Consider the following 15,842-nt stretch of genomic DNA (forward strand, 5'->3'; position numbering starts at 1 on the left):
TCGTCACCCTCACACCTCGCGGACGGCCCTCGCGACCCCTCCGGATCCCCGGCGGGAGGGGGCTCAGATCTCCAGGTCCCCGGCCGCGAGCCGCGCGGGCTGGAGCGACTCGAACAGCGGACGGTGCAGCCCGGCGAGTCGCCCCAGCGGGCCGTCCGGCGACTCGAGCGCGACGTTCACCCGGCCCGCGAGGTCGCGTCCGGACGGGGTGATGAGGACGAGGGTGGCGCGCCGGTCGCGGGGGTGCCGGGAGCGGGAGACCAGGCCGTCGGCCTCCAGCTGGTCGACGGTCAGCTTCACCGAGGTCGGGTGCAGCATCAGCAGGCGGCCGAGGGTGCTGAGCCGGGCCCGTCCCTCGGACGTCAGCGCCAGCGTGGTCAGCACGAAGAACCCGGTGCGGCTCAGCCCGGACTTCTCCAGCTCGCCGTCCAGCGCCTTCTTGATCAGCTGGTAGAGGCGTCCGACGGAGGCGATGGCCATGAACGGCCACGGCTGGCCGGGGAGCCCCTGGCCGTCCCAGCGGTCGTGGATCCCGGTCACCAGCGGATCTTCCGGAAGGTCGGCCGACCGGCCCGCGGAACCGTCGAGGTCTTGGTGCACCAGCAGATCCTAGCCCTGGACACCCCCGGAAGTAAGTACTCGCTTCTTAGACCTTTCTCCAATAGAGTGCTCCAGATCACAGGCGGTGCCGGTGTGTCCATGTGATGCTGCTGCCACCTGTGTGCTCTGCCCAGCTCGACCGGAACCATCAAGCTCGACCGGACCACCCTGTGCTCCATCGGACGGGACCCCGCCGCCCGAACACCCCAGGAGGCACGAATGCTCCGTCGCCCCGGCCCCCCGGGGGCGAGATGGCCCTGAGCCTCACCGCCGTGCCGGATCTCGCCCGCCGCCGCGCCGCCCGCGCGCTGGACGAGACCGGCCTGCTGTGCGTCACGTTCCTCGAAGGCCTCCGCCGCACCTGGGACGTGCGCCAGTGGTGGGGCGAGTTCATCGAGCAGTGCTGGTTCCTCGCGCGGGTCACCTCGATCCCCGTCATGCTCATCGCGATCCCGCTCGGCGCGACGATCTCGCTGCAGGTCGGGGACATCGCCCGGCAGCTCGGCGCCGCGTCCGCGACCGGGGCGCTGCTGATCGCCGCGATGGTCCAGCAGGTCGCGCCGCTCGCCGCCGCGCTGCTGGTGTCCGGCGTCGGCGGCTCGGCCATCACCTCCGACATGGGCGCCCGCAACATCCGCGACGAACTCGCGGCCATGGAGGTCATGGGCATCAACCCGATTCACCGCCTGGTCACCCCCAGGCTGTGGGCGGCCAGCACGGTGGCGGTCCTGCTCGCCTCGGTGGTCATCGTCGCCGGGACGCTGGGCGGCTACTACTTCAACGTCATCCAGCAGGGCGTCAGCCCCGGCGCGTTCTTCGACGGCGCGACGACGCTCCTGCAGTTCCCGGACCTGATGATCACCCTGTTCAAGGCGTGGGTGTTCGGGTTCATCGCCGCCGCGGTCGCCTGCTACATGGGCATGAACTGCGACTACGGCCCGGTCGGCGTGGGACGGGCGGTGAACCGGGCGGTCGTGGTCACCTCGATCGTGGTGTTCGCCTCCAACTACGTCCTCACCACGCTCTACCAGGTCCTGTTCCCCCCGAGGTTCTGAATGGTCGCCATCTCCCCGGTACGCCGGATCGGCCGCGCGGTGCGCGGCCGGACGGCCGGCCTGGCCGCCTCGTTCAACCTGCCGGTCTTCCTCGGCCGGGTGCTGTACGGGCTGCTGTTCGACATCATCCTCAAACGCAAGTACGGCCGGACGCTCGCCAAGCAGGTCAGCGACATCACCGTCGGCGTCGGCGCGCTGGTGATCGGCGGCGGCATGATCTTCGTGATCGCGACGATGTCCCTCGCGACCGGCGCGATCGTCGGCCAGCAGGGCTACCCCGGGCTGGAACGCATCGGCGCGGAGGCGTTCACCGGACTGGTCGCGTCCTACTCCAACGTCCGCGAGGTGACCCCGATCATCGCCGGGGTCGCGCTGGTCGCGCAGGTCGGGACGAGCTTCACCGCCGAGATCGGCGCGATGCGGATCTCCGAGGAGATCGACGCGCTGGAGGTCATGGGCATCAACTCGCTGGTCTACCTCGTGTGCACGCGCGTGGCGGCCGGCGTCATCGCCCTGGTGCCGCTCTACCTGGTCTCGCTGTTCATGGCCTTCTGGGCGACGAGGTTCATCTCGGTCTCCGTCTACGGCCTGTCACCCGGCATCTACGACTACTACTTCCACCTGTACCTGCCGCCGATCGACGTGTTCTACAGCGTGGTCAAGGTGGCGATCTTCGCGTTCATCGTGATGTTCGTCCACTGCTACCGCGGGTACTACGCGGCGGGCGGACCGGTGGGCGTGGGCGTCGCGGCCGGACGCGCGATCCGGGAGTCCACGATCCTCATGATCCTGATGAACCTCCTGCTCAGCTACATCTTCTGGGGTCACGGCGGCACGGTGAGGCTGACCGGATGAGCGACGAGACCCTCTCCGGGAGGACCCGGACGATGTTCGGCGTCGCGGGCGCGGGCGCGCTCGCCGCCGCGGTCGCCGCGCTGGTGCTGGGCGCGACGCCGTCCAACGGCGGCTCGACCTACTTCACCGCCCGGTTCCACCGCGCGGGCCAGGGCCTGGACCCCGGCAAGTCGGACGTGAAGATCCGCGGGATCACGGTCGGGACCGTCCAGAAGGTGAAACTCGACCGGGACGGCCGGGTGAGCGTCCGGATGCGCGTCGACAAGGGCGTGAGACTGGCGCAGGGGACGACCGCGCGGATCGAGCCCGTGTCGGTGTTCGGCCCGAAGGACCTCGTCCTCGACCTCGGCAAGAACGAGACCACCGGCCCGTACCTGAAGAACAACGCCGACCTCGGCCAGGGCAGGGACCCGGTCGAGCTGTCCGACACCGCGTGGCCCGCCTACAAGCTCACCAAGGCCATCAACCCGGACGAACTGGCCACGATCCTGCGCACCTTCTCCGCCGGGCTGGACGGCCAGGGCCCCGCCCTCCGCCGAGCGCTCTCGAACGGCGCGAAGGTCATCGACGCGACCGACCAGGACAAGGCCCAGCTCAAGACCATCATGGACAACGTCGCCGGGCTCGCCCCCACGCTCGCCTCGCGCGGCGGGACGGTCAACCAGATCGTCGGCGACGTCAACCGCATCTCACCCGTCATCTACGACCGTCCGGACAAGATCAACCAGATCCTGGACGGCACGAGCGAGCTCACCGGACGCGTCGGGGACTCGCTCCGCGACCACGGCGGCAACATCGGGAACATCATCGACGGCGCGGGCGACGCCGCGCGCGTCGTGCACGGCCAGCAGAGGAACATCCCGGTGCTGCTGGACGACCTGAACGGCTTCTTCACCCTGCTCGTGAAGGTCATCAAGGTGCCCGGCCCGAAGGGCACGATGATCGCCAACGTGGTCGGCCCGCTGCCGCTCGACCTCTGCAAGGTGTTCATCGACGTCTGCCCCGTCGCGCCGAAGACCACGGTGTTCGACCAGAAGGCCAACGTGGACCAGAAGAACGACGGGCTGAGGCGGGTGATGCGCAAGTGAGCCCCCGCCTCGCCCTCCGCCGGAAGGCCGCGCGCGGCCCCGACTACGCGACCACCGCCAAGTTCCTGGTCTTCGTCGTCGTCACCGGGATGCTGACGTTCTTCATCGGCCAGCAGATCCTCGGCACCAGCTTCAACGACCGGTACCGGCTGACCGCCGAGTTCGACGACGTCACCGGCCTGCTCACCGGCGACCAGGTGAAGGTCGCGGGCACCCCGGTCGGCCAGGTCAGGAGCATCAAGGTCAGGCAGGGCCGCGCCGTCGTCGGGATGGCCGTCGACAAGGACGTCAAGCTCCCCGACGACTCGACCGCCGCGATCCGCTGGCGCAACGTCCTCGGCCAGCGCGTGGTCTACCTCGAACCCGGGCAGAGCCGGACGATGCTGCACGGCGGCGCGCGCGTCCCGCACACCCGCTCGGTCGTCGATCTCGGCGAGCTCGTCAACGCCGTTCAGCCGCTGGTCAACAACCTCGACCCGAACCAGCTGAACCGGATCCTGTTCGCGCTCTCGCAGGCCCTCGACGGCAACGAGACCGCGATCAACACCATGATCACCAACCTGGACGGCCTGCTGCGGACCTTCGGCTCCCGCAGGCAGACGATCCAGCAGATGATCAAGGACTACTCGGCCGTCACCGACGCCGTGGCCGTCCGGGACAAGCAGATCGCCAGGAGCGTCGACAACCTGCGCGACCTGGCGAAGGTGTTCGCCGACAACAAGAAGGTGCTGGAGAACGCCGTCGTCCAGGTGTCCGGCGTGACCACCAACCTCAACGCGGTGCTCGGCGGGAACGACGCCCAGCTCGCGCGGATCATCGACAACCTCGGCAAGTTCAGCGACACGTTCCGGATCAACGTGGACCAGCTCGAGAAGATGGTGCAGACGCTGCCGCTCCCGCTCCGGCAGCTCTTCGCCACCACCAACGGCGGCCACTTCCTCCGCACCGACGTCATGTGCCTGAACCTCGTCGAGGGGCCGTGCCCGTTCCCGATGCGGCTGCCGAACGAACCCGGGAACGACGGGCCCTCGAAGCAGGACCTCGCCAAGCTCAAGTCGATCCTCAACGGGGGGCGGTGACGCATGCCGCTGTTCCCCTCGCTGCGCGACGTCAACCAGAAGCTCGTCGCCGTGGGCACCCTCGCCGTGATCGGCGCGGGCTGCGTGTTCGCGTTCGCCGTCGGGCAGCTGCACCTGTTCGACCAGGGCTACTCGATGAGCGGCGTCTTCGCCGACACCGCGGGCGTCAAGAAGGGACAGGACGTCCGGGTCGCGGGCGTCAAGGCGGGCCGGGTCACGGGCGTCCACCCGGACTTCAGGACCGGCACGGTCATCGTGTCGTGGCACATGAACAAGGGCATCGACCTCGGCCCCGACACCCGCGCCGCGATCGAGACGACCACCCTGCTCGGCGGACGCTACATCCGACTGAGCGGCCCGGTCGCGCACCCCTACATGTCCAGCCTGTCCACGTCGCGGCGGCGCATCCCGCTCGACCGCACCAGGGTCCCCTACACCGTCCCGGACGCGCTGCAGGGCGCGAACAACATCATCGGGAAGCTGGACGAGAGGTCCATCGACAAGCTGCTCACCGAGATGTCGAAGATCAAGTCCCCGAACGCGGCGAAGCTGAACGAGATGCTCCGCAACGTCCAGTCGCTGTCGCGGGCGCTGAACGACTCCTACCCCGAGGTCGAGAAGCTGCTCCAGGGCTCCAAGACGATCACCGCGACGCTCGCCGCCAAGGAAGGGCGGCTCAGGGAGATCATCGACAACAGCCGGATCCTGCTGCGCGTCCTGATCGAACGCCGCGACCAGCTCGCGTCCACGATCGGGCAGGGCAGCCGGACCGTCCGGACGCTGTCGAACACGATCTCCCGCAACCAGCGGCAGCTCGACACCCTCCTCGACAACCTGCACCTGCTGACGACCCGGCTCGCGCCGAACATGGACGTCCTCAACACCGACCTCTCCCTGCTCGGCCCGACCTTCGAGGGCGTGTCCAACGTGCGCGGGAACGGCAAGTGGATCGAGGGCGTGCTGACCGGTCTCGGCCCGCTCCAGCCCGACGGCCCGATCTCCACCCCGATCAAACCGCCCGGCGGGAAGACCGCCGACCAGACCGGCGCGCACGGGGGAGGCAACTGATGACCACCCGCCACAAACGCGCGCGCGACGGCCGCCACAAACGCGCGCGCGACGGCCGCAGCAAGCGCGCGCTCGCCGGAATCGGCCTCGCGCTGGCGACCGTCCTCGGCGGCTGCTCGCTCTCCCCGACCGGGGGCGGCGGGGACCGCGAGATGACCGTCTACCTGCCGAAGGCCCGCTCCTTCTACAAGGAGTCCAAGGTCAAGGTCATGGGCGCGGACGTCGGGTCGGTCGACTCGGTCCAGACCGACGGCGACCGCATCAGGGTCCGCTTCCACATCTCCAGGGACGTGCCGTTGCCGAAGGGCGTCCAGGCGGCGATCGTCCCGCTGAACCTCGTGGGGGAGCGGAACCTCGTCCTGCACCCCGCGTGGAAGCCGGGCGACCCGAAGGAGACCTCCGACACCATCCCGATCGAGCGGACGAGCGTCCCGGTCGAGGTGGACGACGCGCTGAACTCCTTCACCAACCTCGCCAGGGCGCTCGACCCGACCAAGGTGCAGCCCGCGCTCGACCAGACCGCGAACTCCTTCAACGGCAACGGCAGGACGTTCAACGCGACGCTCGAGGAGAGCGCCCGGCTCGTCCAGAACGTCGCGGGCCAGGACAAGAACCTCATCGCCGTCGCGAGCAACCTGCACCGGCTCGCCGGGGTCGTCCGGGGCCGCGAGCAGGTCCTCGGCGAGGTGATCCAGGACTTCAGCACCGCCAGCCGCGTCCTCGCCGGGGAACGCGGCGAGATCCAGGACCTCGTCCACGGCCTCGTCGACCTCTCCCGCAACGGCCAGAGGCTGCTCGACAAGTACAAGGGACAGCTGCCGGACGACCTGGCCGTCCTCACCCGCGTCGCGCTGATCCTCAAGGGCAACGCGGCCCGCCTCGCCCAGCTCGTCAAGGCGCTCCCGAGCCTGAGCGGCGCGCTCATCGACGGCTACAACCCGAAGAACAAGTCGCTGCAGATCCGGGTCGCCACCGACGCCTTCCTCCGGACGTGGCTCAAGTCGATCCTGCGTGACGACAACGTCGGCTGCCCGCTCCCCAAGCCGAACTCCAACTGCCCGTGGCCGGGCTCGGGCGACATCACCGGAGGCCACTGATGCGCGGACGGACGCTCGCGGCCCTGCTCCTCACCCTCACCCTGGCGCTGACCGGCTGCTCGTTCCAGACCTTCGGCGCGCCCAAGGGCAAGGTGCACCTCACCGCGGACTTCGACGACGCGCAGGGCCTGGTCGCCGGGCACGGCGTCCAGATGTCGGACGTCAAGATCGGCACGGTGCTGTCGGTCAGGCGCGACGGCTACAAGGCCAAGGTCACCATGGCGATCATGGACAGGTACCGGCTCCCGCAGGGGACCAGGGCCGAGATCAAGGTGACCTCGCTGCTCGGCGAGAACTACGTGGACATGATCCTGCCGCCCGGCGGCAGCATGGACCAGGGCCCCTACCTCGCCAACGGGGCCCGCATCGAGGACGCCACCGTCCAGCCCGCGTTCGAGCAGGTCGTCGGCCAGACCGGCCCCCTGCTGAAGTCCCTCGCGGGCAACGACATCTCGACCATCGTCAACGCGGGCGCCACGGCCCTGGACGGCCAGGGCCACAAGCTCAACAAGACCGTCAGGCAGACCTCCGACCTGGTGAAACTGTTCGCCGACCAGCGCGCCGAGCTCGGCGAGTCCATCGACCAGTTCGCCCGGCTCGGCCGCTCGCTCGCGGCGGGCAAGGACGCCCTGAACCGCGCCCCCGGCGAGATCGCCAAGACCACCGACCTGCTCAACGAGGACAAGGACAAGATCCTCAAGACGGTCGACCGGCTCGGCTACGCCGCCGCCGAACTCAACGACAAGGTCCTCGCCGGACGTGTCGCCACCTTCCGCCGCCTGCTGAACGACGTCGACCCGATCATCGCCGAGCTCGGCAGCGAGCGCACCCGCCTCACCAACCTCGTCAACGGCCTGGTCTCCTTCGAGCAGAAACTGCCCCTGGCCAGCTACGACGGCAACCTGATGATGTACCCCGTCCTCCGCCTCGTCTGGCCGGACGGCACCCCCGTCCTCCCCGGCCTGGGCGGCTCCGGCGGCTCCGGCTCGGGCGGCGGCAAGAAGAAGGGCGCGAAGAACACCAGCGCCCTCCCGCCCAAGGTCCGCGACGCGTTCCCCAACCTCGACTCCCTCCTGGAGCCGCCGCGATGAACAGGCGAATCGCGATCAACCTCGGGGTGTTCGCCGCCCTCGCGGTGGTCATGACGGTGTGGGCGTTCACCAACGTCGTCCGGTTCGACGCGATCGAACGGCCGTACCACCTGACCGTGGAGTTCGAGTCGTCGCCCGGTCTGCACCCGAACTTCGAGGTCGACTACCTCGGGCTGCGCGTCGGGCACATCCAGCAGGTGAGGCTCGCCAAGGACCGCGTGGTCGTGAGGCTCGGGATCGACCGGGGCGTGAAGATCCCGCAGGGCGCGACGGCCGCCGCGGCGCGCAAGTCGGCGGTCGGGGAGCCGGTGGTCGAGCTGACGCCCGCGCCCGGCATGGGACACGCGCCGCCGATGCGTCCGGGCACGGTCATCCCGAAGGAGAAGACGACCGTCCCGCCGAAGTACAGCGACCTGTTCGCGGCCGTCCTGCAGACGCTCAAGTCGATCAAGCCCGAGGACGCGAAGATCATCACGCACGAGCTGGCCGCCGGCTGGTCCGGACGGCAGGACTCGCTGCGCCAGATCATCCAGGGCGGCGACCAGCTCGCCGGGACGTTCGCCCAGAACACCCAGATGCTGGACGGCCTGGTCAGGGACCTCAGCCGTGTCTCGACCGTCCTCAACCAGAACCGGAACGCGCTCGGCGAGGGCGTCGACAACCTCGCGTCCCTGACCGGCGCGCTCAGCCAGGTGCGCGGCGAGCTCGCCGAACTGCGCGACCGCGGGCCCGGGCTGCTCGACTCGGTCAACACCCTGCTCGACAAGAGCGGCGACGACCTCGACTGCATGGTCGACAACCTCGGGACGCTGCACCTCAAGCGGTACGACCCGGCGATCCTCACCCACCTCGGGCAGATCTTCCAGCAGGCCCCCGCGCTCGGGAGGGTGCTGAACGGCATCATCGGCGAGCACCAGGGCCAGACGGTGCTGAACGTGGCGTTCATGTTCACGCTGAAGACCCAGGCCGCGCTGGAGTACAAGTACCCGATGCCGCAGCCGCAGGTGACGACCCCGCCGACCTGCCCCGGCGGACGTGTGCCCGGAGCCGTCCCGCAGAAGCCCTACAAGGGCAAGAACACGGGGGACACGCTTCCCGTCCACGATCCGGCGCTCGACCGCCCGAGGGACATCAACGCCAGGAACGCCGCGGGCAGCGGCGGGAACCCTTCATCCGGGCCTCCGGCTTGGCTAGTGTACGTCCCCCCGGTTGTCGCCTTGATGGTGTTGGTCAGGGTGATGATGGGCTCGGTGCCTGTGATGTCCCGCCTGTCCCGCCTGCCCCGGCCACGTCGCCGCCGCAGGAAGTGAGTCGATAGTCCCGCGAGGAGAGTGCTCCAAGTGACTGCCAAGACCACCCGGAACACCGGTAAGGACGACGCCGCGGAAGAGGCCGCGCTGTCCGCTACCGCGGAGGGTGTGCTGTCCGCTACCACGGAGGGTGTGTCGTCCGGGGCCGCGGAGGTGGTCGCCGAGGACGATCTCGAGGCCGGGCGGGCCCGGGAGGAGACCAGGACCAAGGCCCCGGCGAAGAAGAAGCGGCGCGTCCGCGTCATCGAGGTCATCGAGGACGACGACGACCTGGACGAGGTGCTGGAGGCCATCGAGTCCGGCGAACTCCTCGAGGAGGAGCCCGAACCCGAGCCGACGCCGGAGAAGCCCGCCGCGAAGCAGTCCAAGCCGAAGTCCATCCTGGCCGACGAAGAAAAGGCCGCCGAGCCCGAGGCGAAGGCCGTCGTCCAGAAGGCGTCCTCGGGCGGCGGCGCGATCGATCTCGACGCGGCCTCCGGCTCCAGCGGGTTCTCGATGAGCCGCAACGCCGCGATCGTGACCGTGGTCGTCGTCGCGCTGCTGGCCAGCCTCGGCATCTGGCAGTGGACGAGCGCGTCGAAGCTGTCGGGCGACGAGCACGCGCGCGACGACGTCGGGAAGGCCGCCGCCGCGTACGGGGACGCGGTGTTCACCTACAACTCGTCCAACTACCAGGGGCAGATGGACAAGGTCCAGAAGATGCTCGCGGGGGACCTGCTCGACCTCTACAAGCGGTGCACCGTGCCGAACCTGGGCGACAACTTCAAGTCCAACCCGGGGCTGTCGCTGACGTCCCGGACGAGCAAGGTGTTCGTCGGCGACGTGGACGGCAAGTTCGCGACCGCGACGATCGCGACCGACATCACCGTGCAGAGCAGCCAGGGCTCGACGTCCGCCCCGGCGAGCCTGATCCGCCTGTCGCTGGCGAAGAGCGGCGGCGGGTGGAAGGTGACGCAGCAGTTCCCGTCCGGGGTGAACCAGCAGAGCAACGACTGCTCCGGCTCGAACCAGATCCCGGTCAGCCCGAACGGTCAGAACGGGCAGCCCGGCACGGGCAAGCCGTCCTCCACTCCGTCGGCGAAGCCGAGCAACTGACGCGGCGGCGGGCCCGGACGGATCCGGGCCCGCGTCCCGCTACGGCTTGATGAGGACGGGCCGGTCGCAGGTCCGGCGCACGGGATAGCAGGCCGAACTGATCCCGCTCAGATCGAAGCTGTACAGCGAGACCAGCGCGACGTTCGGCGCGGTCACCTTCAGGGTGACGGTCCGCTTCCTGGTGGTGTCGCAGTAGAAGGTCCGGACGGTCCGCTCCTTCGACCGTCCGCCGACGACGTACGCGAACACGTGGCAGCCGTCCGCGGCGACCTCCGTGGTCGTGAACACCGCGCGGTCCGCGTACCAGGACACGGTGCCCTTCATCGACGACCTGCCGTACGGAACGCTGTACCGGCTGACCTTCACAGCAGCGACGGCGGGGGAGACGGCGATGGCGGGGGCAACGGCGATGGCGGGGGAGGCGAGGGTGGCGGCGAGGCCGACCGAGGCGGCGGCGGCCGAGGCGAGGACGGCGGGGTGACCCCAGGCACGCATGGGTGCTCCCGAGATGGTTGGGGACTACGGGAGCACGAGCCTAGGTAGCCCCGCGCGCGCTGATCAACTTGTCCGTCCGGAACCTGTGAAGGTCAGGTGGAGCGGTCAGGAAGCGACGACCGCCGGCCGTCCGCCCTGAGGGGTGGAGGCAGGGCGGGCGGACGACGGGCGAGGGGCGGTCGAGGGGGCAGCGTGGCCAGGGGTGCGGCGGACGGTCAGAGGTAGCGGGCGGCGGCCTTCTCGGCGGGGGCGTCCGCGCCGGTGACGCCGTCCGGGCCCTTCGGGACGCCGTCGTCGATCGTCTCGGGGCAGTTGATCGTGACGCGGTGCATCTTGCGGCGCTGGGTGTAGTCGGCGACCGCGTAGTGCTGGGTGGGACGGTTGTCCCAGAACGCCAGCGTCCCGACCCGCCACTTCAGCCTGACCTGGAACTGCGGGTCCCGGACGGCGTCGAACAGCAGCGGCAGCAGCGCCTCGTTCTCACGCCGCGACAGCCCGATCAGCCGCGTCACCGACGACCGGTTCACGTACAGGGCCTTGCGCCCGGTCTCCGGATGGATGCGCACGACCGGGTGGACGGACGGCGGGTTCTTCTCCTGCATGGCGCGCAGGTCCATGCGGTGGCCCTTGTCGATGGCCTTGCTGACCGACATCGTCAGGTCGTGCTCGGCGTACAGGTCGTCGCAGAGCCGCCGCAGCCAGGGCGCGAGTGAGTCGTAGGCCATGTACATGTTGGCCCACAGCGTGTCGCCGCCGACGTCGGGCAGCATCACCGCGCGCAGCAGCGACCCCATCGGCGGCACCTTCATGAAGGTGTTGTCGCTGTGCCACTGGTCGCCGCCCTCGCCCTTGGGGTCGGTCTGGTCCAGGATGTGGACGGCGCTTCCGGAGGTGTCCATCGGCGGCATGTTCGCCGTGCCGAACTGCTTGGCGAACGCGACGTGCTCCTCGTCGGAGATGTGCTGCTCGCGGAAGAACAGCACCATGTGCTTCAGCAGCCCGTCCCGCAGGGTCTGGATCTGCTCCTCGTCCAGGGGCTTGCCGATGTCGACGCCGCTCACCTCGGCGCCGATGTTCGCGGTCATGGGCTGGAACTCGATCATGTCCTGGTGCCTCCATCGGGGGGTGCGGACGGCGGCCGGGGTGCGGCGGCGCTCGCGAAGCCAAGCAATCGCTAGGTTGACTTTAACCGATGGAGGCGGACGCCTGTCCAGGGGCGACCGGGGACGGGCCCGGCAGGATCAGCGGGAGTAGTGCTCCACGACGAGCTGCTCGTCGCACACGATCGGGACCTCGGCGCGCTCGGGCAGCCGCGAGAGCCGCGCGGTCAGCGCGTCGTGCACGACCTCCATATAGGCCGGGACGTGCTCGGCGTGCGCGCCCGCCGCCGCGACCTGGAAGGGCTCCATCGAACGGCTGCGCTCGGCGATCTGGATCACGTCGCCGGGGCGGAGCTGGAACGACGGCCGGTCCACCCGGCGGCCGTTGACCAGGACGTGACGGTGCACCACGAACTGCCGCGCCTGGTAGATCGTCCGGGCGAAACCGGCGCGCAGGACCATCGCGTCCAGCCGGCGCTCCAGGTCGACGATCAGGGCCTCGCCGGTCTTGGCGTCCTTGACCTTGGACGCCTTGGCGAAGGCGTTGCGGAGCTGGGTCTCGCGGATGTTGTACTGCGCGCGCAGCCGCTGCTTCTCGCGCAGCCGGATCTTGTAGTCGGACTCGTTCTTGCGGCCCCGCCCGTGCATGCCCGGCGGATAGGGACGCGCCTCGAAGTACTTCACGGCCTTCGGTGTGAGCGGCAGGCCGAGAGCGCGGGACAGACGGACCTTCGGCCCGGTGTTGTTCACGGATTGACCTCCTTGCTGAGGACATGCTTACTTAGGTAAGCCTAACCTACATAGTCAAAGGAGGCCGTGATGCACGAGGCGAGCGCCGGCGCGCACGACGCGCACCCCGCCCAGGCCCCGCGCGACGCCGCCCAGGCACCCCGCGACGCCGCCCAGGCCCCGCGCGACGCCGCGCGGGACGCGCCCCACGACGCCCCCACGGCCGCCGAACGGGCCCGGACGGCCACCTACGGCATCGCGGGGGCGGTGCTCGTAGCGCCCGGCGTCCCCTACGACCCTGTGCCCGCGCACGCCACCGACGACAACGGTGCGCCGCTCCTCCTCATGCCCCGGAAGTCGCCCACCGTGGTGGCTCTCACGGGCGCCGACGACCTCCCCGCGACCCTGCGGATCAGCGACGTCGCCCCCGTCCCGCTCGCCGACCGGGTGCGCGGCCGGGCCTGGCTGCACGGCTGGGTCTCCGAACTCCCCGCGGGCGAGCGCCGCGCCGCCGCCGACCGCCTCGCCCGCCTCCACCCCCGCCCCGAGCTCCTCGACCTCGCCGCCGCCGGTGATCCGTCCGGCGCGGATCCGGACGGGGACGCGTCCGGCTGGACGATCCTGACCATGGACCTCGCCGAGATCGAGATCGCCGACGCCTGGGGCTCCGCGGACCTCGGCCCCGAGGAGTACCGGGACGCCCGCCCCGACCCGTTCGTCGCGGTCGAGGCGTCCCTGCTCGGGCACCTGGACGCCGCGCACCGCGCTGAGCTGGGACGACTCGTCCCCGGCGCGGAGCCCGGACGGGTCCGCCCGGTGGCGCTCGACCGGTACGGGCTGTGGCTGCGCGCGACGGACGGCGACCTCCGCGTGGGCTTCGGCGGCGCGGTCGGGGATGTCCACGGTCTGCGCCGCGCGTACCGGCGGCTGTTCGCGTCCGGCGCGTCCGGGCGCGTCAGGGGTTCGTGACCACGTATGTGGCGGAGGTCCGTACTCGGTACGTGGTCCCGCTGCGTAGGGATACGGGTTCGATGGCCGTGGAATCCCGGATGTAGGTGGGGGCCGGTACGAGGGATAGTTCTTTCACCGGCCGAGAGCGCCCCGCCCAACCGGGCACGGGCCCCGGCCGCCGGAGCTCCTTCGCGGGGTGGGAGTTCCGGTGGACGGACCCTCTCCTCCCGAGGTGGGCGGGCGCTCCGGCCGGGCAGTACGACTGGCGAAACCGACCAGGCGTGCGATCGTCGACCAGTGGGGTTCGGCGGCCGCCTCGGGGCGGGGCCGCCCGCACCGGGATCGGGGGCTCCCGGTGCGGCGAAAACGGGACGAACCGATCGGGGGATCGGGGCGTCCAACAGAACGACGCACCGCTTCGGGGGAAGCGGGGCGTCAGGCGGAGAGCGCGCCGGCTCGGGGGCCGGGGCGTTCGCGGGGGAGGCGTCCCGAGGGGGACCGGGACGCCCCGCATGACACGCCCTGGTCGGGGGACCGGGGCGGCACGGGGTGGCCGTGCCCCGGATCGGGGGATCCGGGGCCGCGGCGACAAGGCGGACGCACCCGGTCTCGGGGGACCGGGTGCGCCGTCCTGTGATCCCGATTGCCACAGAACAGGCTTCCCCCGTGCGCCGAGGAGGCGCGCGGGGGCTTAGACCTGCGCACCCCGGCCGGGGGGTCGGCCGGGGGCGCGGGGCACCCGAAGGCGGTGTGAACGGGCGCGCGCCCGTACCGCGCCAGGGTGCTCGATCGGGGGGCGCGGCGAAGGGTGGGGAGTCCCGGAGCCGCGCGGTGCGGCGGTCCTACGGAACGACCCCACGTTCCGAAGACGGTCCTGCCGAAGCCTTCACCTCGGGGAACGCCCATCGCGGGCCTCCCGGACGTCCATCGAGGCGTCCCGGGGACGCCCGCGCGGGAGCCGTCCCGGAGAACGCCCCGAAGGGCGCTCCCGCGGGACGGCCGCGTGAGGCGGTCCCCGGCCTGGTCACCCCCGCCGGGCCGTCAGAGGTAGAAGCCGGTCGCGGTGCCGTGGGCATCCGGGCCGTCGGCGGGGCGCGGCTCTCCCTTGCGGAGAGCCGCCAGCTCCGCCAGCGTCGCCCCGTCCGGGCCGATGGCCCTGCGGGCCGCGTCGTCCGCCTCGTCGCCGAGCCAGGCGACCGACTCGGCGCGTCCGAGCCGTCCGACCTCGATCTGGGCCAGGCAGCGCCCCGGACGGACGACCGCCGGGTGCAGTTGCGCCAGGTCCTCGTTCGTGGTGATCGCGACCAGCACGTCCCGGCCCTGGCCGAGCATGCCGTCGGTCAGGTTCAGCAGCCGGGACAGGCCCTGCCCGGCCGACTGCTTGGCCTCGCCGCGGATCAGCTCGTCGCAGTCCTCCAGGATGAGCAGCCGCCAGTCGCGCTCCTCGTCGTCGTCCTCGCCCATCGTCGCCTGGAACAGGTAGCTGGGCGAGGAGAACAGCACCTCCGGGTCGAGCACGCAGTCCGACCGGCACCAGTCCTTCCACGAGCGCGCGAGCGCCCGCAGCGCCGTCGTCTTGCCGGTGCCCGGCGGGCCGTGCAGCAGCAGGATCCGCCCGCTGATCTCGCCCGGCGTGAGCGCCATGACCCGGTCGAGCGCGGTCGCGACGCCCGCGGTGTAGTTGCGCCGGACGTCGCTCCACGGATCGGCCGTGATCGACCGCTCGGTGCGCTGCGGACCGTGCCGTCCGTGGTGCCAGAACCCCATCTCCACGTGCGTGTCGGCGGGCTTCGGCGGCTCGGTCGCGTCCCGGACGGTCTCGTCCAGGACGGACTCGGCGAGCGTCTCGTCCACCGCCGACACCGCGATGTACGCGGTGCCGTGCGACCACCGGTTCACCAGCAGCGTCCAGCCCTCGCCCACGGCGAGCACGGACTTCTTGTCCTTCTCCTGTGCCACCCGCAACAGCCGCGCGCCCTCGGGCAGCAGCGGCGCGTCCTTGCGGACGTCGTCCAGCCGCGTCGACCGCGACCAGGGCTGCTCCCCGGACGCGAACGGACGCAGCGACAGCACGTCCATCACGTCCGCGGGCGAGTTGCCGTCGTTGAGGTTCAGCACCACGGGCAGCGTGAGGTCGTCACCGGAGGCCGTGGCGACCTCCGGAACCTCGACCAGATGCAGGAACTCCCCGCGTCCCTCTCGTGATGCCGTCATGTCCTCGATGATCGG

The 15,842-nt window shown here is 70.6% G+C and carries 15 protein-coding genes; 10 read left to right on the forward strand and 5 right to left on the reverse strand.

Going from position 1 to position 15,842, the window contains the following annotated elements; genetic code table 11:
• Positions 1 to 63 precede the first annotated feature (63 nt).
• The gene (locus P696_RS50200; RefSeq protein WP_245627932.1) at positions 64 to 600 is read right to left on the reverse strand and encodes a MarR family winged helix-turn-helix transcriptional regulator; all 537 of its coding nucleotides are present in this window, start codon (positions 598 to 600) and stop codon (positions 64 to 66) included.
• 251 nt (positions 601 to 851) lie between these two features.
• On the opposite strand from P696_RS50200, the gene P696_RS0135260 reads away from it, so the two are divergent.
• From P696_RS0135260 to P696_RS0135300, 9 genes are read left to right on the forward strand one after another with little or no spacing between them, the layout of a single operon-like run.
• Positions 852 to 1,655, forward strand: coding sequence for an MlaE family ABC transporter permease (locus P696_RS0135260; RefSeq protein ID WP_026416011.1), 804 nt, complete (start codon positions 852 to 854; stop codon positions 1,653 to 1,655).
• A complete protein-coding gene (locus P696_RS0135265) occupies positions 1,656 to 2,510 on the forward strand; it encodes an ABC transporter permease (protein ID WP_026416012.1) in 855 nt (284 codons plus the stop codon).
• Positions 2,507 to 3,598, forward strand: a complete 1,092-nt coding sequence (locus P696_RS50205; protein WP_064744195.1) for an MlaD family protein — start codon at positions 2,507 to 2,509, stop codon at positions 3,596 to 3,598. The genes P696_RS0135265 and P696_RS50205 overlap by 4 nt, the downstream gene beginning before the upstream one ends.
• On the forward strand, positions 3,595 to 4,677 hold the full coding sequence (locus P696_RS0135275; RefSeq protein ID WP_026416013.1) for an MCE family protein: 1,083 nt from the start codon (positions 3,595 to 3,597) through the stop codon (positions 4,675 to 4,677). Before P696_RS50205 ends, P696_RS0135275 begins: the two co-directional genes overlap by 4 nt.
• A gap of 3 nt (positions 4,678 to 4,680) precedes the next feature.
• Complete coding sequence (locus tag P696_RS50210; protein ID WP_051468532.1) at positions 4,681 to 5,745, forward strand: MCE family protein; 1,065 nt, start codon at positions 4,681 to 4,683, stop codon at positions 5,743 to 5,745.
• The gene (locus tag P696_RS50215; RefSeq protein WP_084338653.1) at positions 5,745 to 6,842 is read left to right on the forward strand and encodes an MCE family protein; all 1,098 of its coding nucleotides are present in this window, start codon (positions 5,745 to 5,747) and stop codon (positions 6,840 to 6,842) included. The genes P696_RS50210 and P696_RS50215 overlap by 1 nt, the downstream gene beginning before the upstream one ends.
• Complete coding sequence (locus P696_RS0135290; RefSeq protein ID WP_026416014.1) at positions 6,842 to 7,933, forward strand: MCE family protein; 1,092 nt, start codon at positions 6,842 to 6,844, stop codon at positions 7,931 to 7,933. Before P696_RS50215 ends, P696_RS0135290 begins: the two co-directional genes overlap by 1 nt.
• Positions 7,930 to 9,243 (forward strand): MlaD family protein, encoded by a 1,314-nt coding sequence (locus P696_RS0135295; RefSeq protein WP_026416015.1) that lies wholly within the window; start codon positions 7,930 to 7,932, stop codon positions 9,241 to 9,243. The genes P696_RS0135290 and P696_RS0135295 overlap by 4 nt, the downstream gene beginning before the upstream one ends.
• A gap of 30 nt (positions 9,244 to 9,273) precedes the next feature.
• Positions 9,274 to 10,338: a hypothetical protein gene (locus P696_RS0135300; protein WP_026416016.1), complete on the forward strand. Its 1,065-nt coding sequence runs from the start codon at positions 9,274 to 9,276 to the stop codon at positions 10,336 to 10,338.
• Positions 10,339 to 10,377: 39 nt separating this feature from the next.
• Here the strand turns inward: P696_RS0135300 and P696_RS56545 are convergent, their stop codons facing one another.
• From P696_RS56545 to rpsD, 3 genes are all read right to left on the reverse strand, one after another.
• The gene (locus tag P696_RS56545) at positions 10,378 to 10,833 is read right to left on the reverse strand and encodes a hypothetical protein (protein ID WP_157430104.1); all 456 of its coding nucleotides are present in this window, start codon (positions 10,831 to 10,833) and stop codon (positions 10,378 to 10,380) included.
• Between the two features lie 215 nt (positions 10,834 to 11,048).
• Positions 11,049 to 11,936 carry a TauD/TfdA dioxygenase family protein gene (locus P696_RS0135315; RefSeq protein ID WP_026416018.1) on the reverse strand — a complete coding sequence of 296 codons (888 nt, stop codon included), beginning with the start codon at positions 11,934 to 11,936 and terminating at the stop codon, positions 11,049 to 11,051.
• 138 nt (positions 11,937 to 12,074) lie between these two features.
• Positions 12,075 to 12,683: a 30S ribosomal protein S4 gene (gene rpsD / locus P696_RS0135320; protein WP_026416019.1), complete on the reverse strand. Its 609-nt coding sequence runs from the start codon at positions 12,681 to 12,683 to the stop codon at positions 12,075 to 12,077.
• Between the two features lie 69 nt (positions 12,684 to 12,752).
• Here rpsD and P696_RS50220 point away from each other — a divergent pair, with 69 nt between their 5' ends.
• Positions 12,753 to 13,631, forward strand: coding sequence for a DUF2470 domain-containing protein (locus P696_RS50220; RefSeq protein WP_211245926.1), 879 nt, complete (start codon positions 12,753 to 12,755; stop codon positions 13,629 to 13,631).
• A 1,023-nt stretch (positions 13,632 to 14,654) separates the two neighbouring features.
• Here P696_RS50220 and P696_RS0135330 read toward each other — a convergent pair.
• Positions 14,655 to 15,827, reverse strand: coding sequence for a DUF5925 domain-containing protein (locus P696_RS0135330; protein WP_084338659.1), 1,173 nt, complete (start codon positions 15,825 to 15,827; stop codon positions 14,655 to 14,657).
• Positions 15,828 to 15,842: the final 15 nt, after the last annotated feature.

The sequence above is a fragment of the Actinomadura oligospora ATCC 43269 genome, from assembly GCF_000518265.1.
Classification (GTDB): Bacteria; Actinomycetota; Actinomycetes; order Streptosporangiales; family Streptosporangiaceae; genus Spirillospora; species Spirillospora oligospora.